The 5,282-nt window shown below is 62.3% G+C and carries 6 protein-coding genes and 1 pseudogene; 5 read left to right on the plus strand and 2 right to left on the minus strand.

What is annotated here, in order from left to right:
• Positions 1-121, minus strand: a pseudogene (locus ACQUQ1_RS21605) (transcriptional regulator); the annotation flags it as partial.
• Positions 122-207: 86 nt separating this feature from the next.
• Here ACQUQ1_RS21605 and ACQUQ1_RS21610 point away from each other — a divergent pair.
• Complete coding sequence (locus tag ACQUQ1_RS21610; RefSeq protein WP_011222473.1) at positions 208-2,484, plus strand: heavy metal translocating P-type ATPase; 2,277 nt, start codon at positions 208-210, stop codon at positions 2,482-2,484.
• Here ACQUQ1_RS21610 and ACQUQ1_RS21615 read toward each other — a convergent pair.
• A complete protein-coding gene (locus ACQUQ1_RS21615) occupies positions 2,481-2,687 on the minus strand; it encodes a heavy-metal-associated domain-containing protein (protein ID WP_049938502.1) in 207 nt (68 codons plus the stop codon). The genes ACQUQ1_RS21610 and ACQUQ1_RS21615 overlap by 4 nt on opposite strands.
• Positions 2,688-2,818: 131 nt before the next feature.
• Between ACQUQ1_RS21615 and ACQUQ1_RS21620 the strand changes: the two genes are divergently transcribed.
• The 4 genes from ACQUQ1_RS21620 to ACQUQ1_RS21635 form a co-directional block, all read left to right on the plus strand.
• Positions 2,819-3,034: a hypothetical protein gene (locus tag ACQUQ1_RS21620; protein ID WP_089649990.1), complete on the plus strand. Its 216-nt coding sequence runs from the start codon at positions 2,819-2,821 to the stop codon at positions 3,032-3,034.
• A gap of 123 nt (positions 3,035-3,157) precedes the next feature.
• Complete coding sequence (locus ACQUQ1_RS21625; protein WP_011222476.1) at positions 3,158-4,159, plus strand: DUF6610 family protein; 1,002 nt, start codon at positions 3,158-3,160, stop codon at positions 4,157-4,159.
• 71 nt (positions 4,160-4,230) lie between these two features.
• Positions 4,231-4,578: a hypothetical protein gene (locus tag ACQUQ1_RS21630; RefSeq protein WP_089649951.1), complete on the plus strand. Its 348-nt coding sequence runs from the start codon at positions 4,231-4,233 to the stop codon at positions 4,576-4,578.
• Between the two features lie 87 nt (positions 4,579-4,665).
• Positions 4,666-5,282 (plus strand): ArdC-like ssDNA-binding domain-containing protein (locus ACQUQ1_RS21635; RefSeq protein ID WP_435066284.1); only part of this gene is annotated, 617 nt, incomplete at its 3' end.

Genomic DNA, 5,282 nt, shown 5'->3' on the forward strand with positions numbered 1-5,282 from the left:
TCTCCAGTGCCTTCGCTTTCTCCGGGTCCGTCGTCACGACTTCGCGGATCGGCACGTCAGATTCGAGGAGCGCCATTATTGTGACGAGGTAAGCGGACGACGACGGTAAGAGTAACGCCACGCTCCCGACAGCAGTATCAGTACTTCGAAACCGCTATGAGTTTCGTCATAATGGTTATCCGCGTCGCACGATAATCAATAGGCACGATGGGAACGACACACGAACAATTCAACGTCGGGGGAATGTCCTGCTCGTTCTGTGCCGAGAGCATCAAGAAGGCCTACAGTCGAACCGACGGCGTCGAGGACGTCGACGTAAGCCTTGCCCACGAGGAGGTCCTCGTCGAATACGACGATGAGCGCCTGACCGGGGTCGAGGTGAAGGACACGCTCCGAGATCTCGGGTACACCATCCGCGACCCGGACAAAGCGAAGCGGTACGAGCAACAGCAGGCCGAACTCGCCGACGGCAAGCGCCGCCTCCTCTTCGCCGGCGGCGCATCCATCGTTGTCGCTGCCCTGATGGGATGGATGATTGTCGTGATGGGGCGCTTCGAGTCAGTTTCTCTCGCGATGGATATAGTGACTCTGGGGCTGGCACTCGGGACGATGTTCGGCCCAGGACGATACATCAAAAAGAAAGCCTACCAGAGCCTGCGCCGGGGGATCTTCAACCAGCACGTCCTTCTGGAAGCGGGCGCGTTCGCCGGGCTCGTGGGGGGACTGCTTGGCCTGTTCGTGTTCCCGAGCTTCCCGACCGTCCACTTCTTCGCCGTCTCGGTGTTCATCACCACCTACCACATCCTCTCGGAGTACACCAGCCTCATCGTCCGCACTCGGGCCTCCCAAGCCGTCCAAGGCCTTCTCGACCTCCAGCCCGACACGGCACGCCGCGTCAGTGATGACGGTGGTGTCGAAGAGGTCCCTGTCGACGACCTCGACGTCGGTGATCGCGTCCGGGTCAAGCCCGGCGAGAACATTCCCGTCGACGGTACGGTCGTTGAGGGTGCGTCCACGGTCGACGAGTCGGTCGCCACCGGCGAGTCGATTCCCGAAGAGAAATCCACAGGCGACGAAGTGATCGGCGGTAGCGTCAACGAGACGGGCACGCTCCTCGTCGAGGTGACCGCCACCGGCGAGGACGCGTTTCTGAACCAGGTGGCCCGCGAAATCGAGGAGGCGCGGGCGATGAAACCCGGCATCATCCAGCTCGCCGACCGCGTGCTCAAGTACTTTGTCCCGGGTGTCTTGTCGATTGCCGGGCTGTCGTTCCTCTTCTGGGTGGTTGCACCGCTCGCGTGGGGGGCAGACCCCAACGTCCAGCGCGGGGCGTTCGCAGCGCTGGCGGTCCTCGTGCTTGGCTATCCGTGTGCGCTCGGGATGGCGACGCCGCTGGCGCTCATCCGAGGCGGCGGGAAAGCCGCCGACCGCGGCATCCTGATGCGCTCCGGTGACGCCTTCCAGATATTTCCCGACGTCGACCACATCGTGTTGGACAAGACCGGCACCATCACCGTCGGCGAACCCGCCGTCAGTGAAGTCGTCGCGTTCGGTGCCGACGAGGTGGATGTACTCACGACTGCGGCTAGCGCGGAGGCCTTCTCTGAACACCCGCTCGCAGATGCGATCCTCGAGTTCGCCGACGAGCAAGATGTCGAGTACGCTGACCCCGATGATTTCGACTCCGTGACCGGCAAGGGCGTCCGGGCAACCGTGGCCAGCGACGACGTGCTGGTCGGGAAACCGGGATGGCTCAGCGACGAGGGGATCGACCTGTCGAAGGGGAGCGACGACATCGAGCGACTTCAGGGCCACGGCCTCACCGTTGCCGGAGTTGTTCGTGACGGTGACCTACTCGGTCTGATCGGTATCGGTGACGAGGTCAAGAGCGACGCCGCTGCGACCATCCAACGGATGCGAGACGCCGGCATCACGCCCGTGATGATCACTGGAGACAACGAGCGCACCGCAGACGCGGTCGCCGAGGAGGTCAGTATCGACCGCGTCATGGCCGACGTGCTGCCCGACGAGAAACGCGAAGAGATCGGTCGCCTGCAGGACGAGGGTCACCGCGTAGCGATGGTCGGCGACGGCATCAACGACGCTCCCGCACTCACGCAGGCCGACATCGGGATCGCCATCGGCGCCGGGACCGACATCGCCATCGAATCGGCGGACATCGTCCTGATGGGCGACCGGCTTGGTGGCGTGATGGACGCCTACGAGATCGGGAACGAGAGCTACCGGAAGACCCGTCAGAACCTCGCGACGGCCTTCGCGTTCAACGGGGTCGGTGTCGCCGCCGCGACCACGGGGCTCGTTCACCCGGTGTTCGCGATGCTCGCGATGGTGCTGTCCGTCTCGGCCGTCCTCGCCAACAGCTTCGCTGGTCAGCTCCTCTCCGGCGAGGGTGTCAACACCGAGTTCGCCCTCGACGACCGCACCGACGGCGAGCGTGGAGACGGCCGAGTGACAGCCGATTAAGCCACTACGTCGTAGCCAGCTTGTTCGATTGCCGCGTTCACGTCGTCGTCTGAGACTCCATCCTCGAGGACCACGTCGACCGTGTCAGCTTCGTGGTCGGCCTCGATCCGATTCACATCATCGAGGTTTCGCAGGGCGGTCTCCACGTTCTGTTCGCACCCGTTGCAGGACATCCCGGTGACTGAGATCGTCTTTCGCTCCATGCGGGCCTGTAAACACTCGCGGGGAATGACCATTACGGTAACCGTTGTATCGGTTTCATCTCTATTAGAGGTGGACATTATCGTCCGGAGAGTTGTTTGTGTCGGCCCCAAAGGGGTGGAGGCTCTTTGAGATGGGAACCACTGACGACGAAGAGAGCGACGAATTCCCTCCAGAGAAGCGTCTGGAAGCACCGAACACGGGCCTGATCAAGGCAGGGATCGCGACGATTCCCGATATGGAAACCTTGCAAGAGTGTGTAGCCTACGAGAACGCCCACCAAAATCGAACGCAGATTCTGCGCCGGCTCAAGTGGAAAGCTGAAGAGTTGCGTGAGGACGAAGGGTAAGCGCTGTCCTTAACCAACACACTCCGCGTGAGTTTCCCTATTGTTGGTTAATATGCTGTGCCGCGGTTTTTCGGGCCCCTGAATGGGCGCGGGGCGACCAACAGCCGCCTCGCGAGTTCCGTTATGTCCCTCGGTTTGAGTCCAGACTCCAGCACGGCTAGCGACATCGCTGTCGCCAGACAAGCGGACCATGTGGCGTTCCTCCATCGAGCCCCATTCGTCGCCGATTCTCTCGCCCTCGGATTTCTCCCCGGGTTTCGGGAAGACTGTGGGTACCAGACGGACCAGTACCTGAACCTCGAGATTCCTGTCGGGATGCTCGACAACGATTTTCGGGATCCCGATCTGGAGCGGTTCGTCGACCGCTTTTTCGAGTACGAACCACGTGTCGGGGTCATCGGGGACGTCGACGAAATCGACGACGTCGACGCCCACGTCGCTGCTGCTCGTGAAATCCAAGCGAGCTACCCCGAAGCTGAGCTCATCGTCGTTCCGAAGTCGCGGGCGGTGATCGACGCGATACCTGAGAACCTCGTCCTCGGGTATTCACGGGGATACGCCGACCGCCTGGCCCACGATTTCTCCGATCCAGCCGATTGGAGAGGGCGGCGCGTCCACATTCTCGGCGGGAGTCCGCCCAAGCAGCTCGACGCTATTCGACAGTTGACCCGACCGACACTCACTGACGAGCCACCGGCCGATATCGTCGGCGTCGACTGGAACGGGCTGCATCGCGGCGCACAGTTCGGTGAGTTCTGGACGGCCGACGGCTGGGACGACAGCGGTCGCGACGCCGACCACGTCACCGTCCGAAAGACGGTGCGCCACAGCCTCGCTCGGGTCCGTGAGTTCTGGAGGGCGCACGGAATCTGGCCCGAAACGACACCGCAAGACGAGGGGCTCAACGTCGAGTACGAGGGACCGAGCCCTGCCGATCTCGAGGACGCCGCCTGTACCGAGTGCGGGACGAACGTCTGGCGAACCCGCCGCGGCCCGTACGTCGCCGAGTACGATACCGGCGCAATCTGTGGATACTGCAGCTACGAGTGCTACTTCAGCCACCGTCATCGGAACAATCTAGAGGAAATCGCCGGCGATCAGAGCGTCTACCTCCCGCCGGCGTGACTTCGCGACCTGTTTTTCGTGCCCCCAGAGAGGGCGAGGGCTCCTTCGAAAGCTCTCAGAGGTGACTTCCAGTGAGTCAACAACAGAGTCCCGACAACGTCTCGGTCGACGATATTCCCGTCGATATCGACAACACGCAATCAGCGGAGGTCGATCCAGCCGACGTCCCCGACGAAATCGAATCCATCACCCGTGGGCTCGCCGGTGAGCAGCCGCCGACGAATCCCATAGTGGTTCTCAAGGCGGCCCGGTGGTGGTACATTCACGGCAAGGGCGGCACGGATCCCGCCTTCCAGTGGGCCATCGAGTGGGCGCGTCATCTTGCGACCGACACGCCCAGTGACGTCGAGCAGTTCGACGAGTTCCTCGAGTACCTCGTTACGGTCGGCTTTGCAGACGAACGTCACGAGCTCCGCTAACCGACAGAGCGGTTTTTTGGACGCCCCTGAAGGGTGCGGTGCGGTCTGAACAGACGCAGTCGCCGTGAATTCGATTCGGTGATCACGATGTCTACGACCAGAGACTCGTCGGTCTCCTTCGACCAGACCGACACGCGATCAGACGAGATGAACAGTACCATCGAACAGTGGATCGACGACCTTGTCGCCGGCGTCGACGACGCGCAGGCCAGCGAAGAGTTCCAAGAGTGGCTCGATGTCCAGAGTCGTTTCCACGACTACTCCTACCGGAACACGCTCCTCATCAAGCGACAGTGTCCCGAGGCGAGCCGGGTGGCTGGCTACCGGACGTGGCAGGAGGAGTTCGACCGCCACGTCAAGGAGGGTGAGTCGGCCATCTGGATCTGGGCGCCGATCATCACCAAGCAGTGCCCGGAATGCGAGAACTCGCCGAGCTACCACGAGGACAGTGACTGTGAGTACGACGAGACGCCGCCCGAGGAGTGGTCGAAAGGACTGGTTGGATTCAAACCAACGGCAGTCTTCGATGTGTCTCAAACCGAGGGCGAACCGCTCCCCGAGCTGGAAACCGAGGCAGCTGGTGACGCCGACGACCTGGTGCCAGCGCTCCTTGATGCAGCAGCTACGCTCGATATCGACGTCCGTGTCGTCGACGCTGCCGAGTGGGAGCATGGCGACGCGAAAGGCGTCTGCAAACACCGGAC

Origin of the sequence: Halobaculum sp. EA56 (assembly GCF_051195075.1) — an archaeon.
Classification (GTDB): Archaea; Halobacteriota; Halobacteria; order Halobacteriales; family Haloferacaceae; genus Halobaculum.

What these genes read in the sequence shown, in the direction of transcription:
- ACQUQ1_RS21610 (WP_011222473.1), top strand. Translation starts at nt 208, where the DNA reads ATGGGAACGACACACGAACAATTCAACGTCGGGGGAATGTCCTGCTCG.
- ACQUQ1_RS21615 (WP_049938502.1), bottom strand. Translation starts at nt 2,687, where the DNA reads ATGGAGCGAAAGACGATCTCAGTCACCGGGATGTCCTGCAACGGGTGC.
- ACQUQ1_RS21620 (WP_089649990.1), top strand. Translation starts at nt 2,819, where the DNA reads ATGGGAACCACTGACGACGAAGAGAGCGACGAATTCCCTCCAGAGAAG.
- ACQUQ1_RS21625 (WP_011222476.1), top strand. Translation starts at nt 3,158, where the DNA reads ATGTCCCTCGGTTTGAGTCCAGACTCCAGCACGGCTAGCGACATCGCT.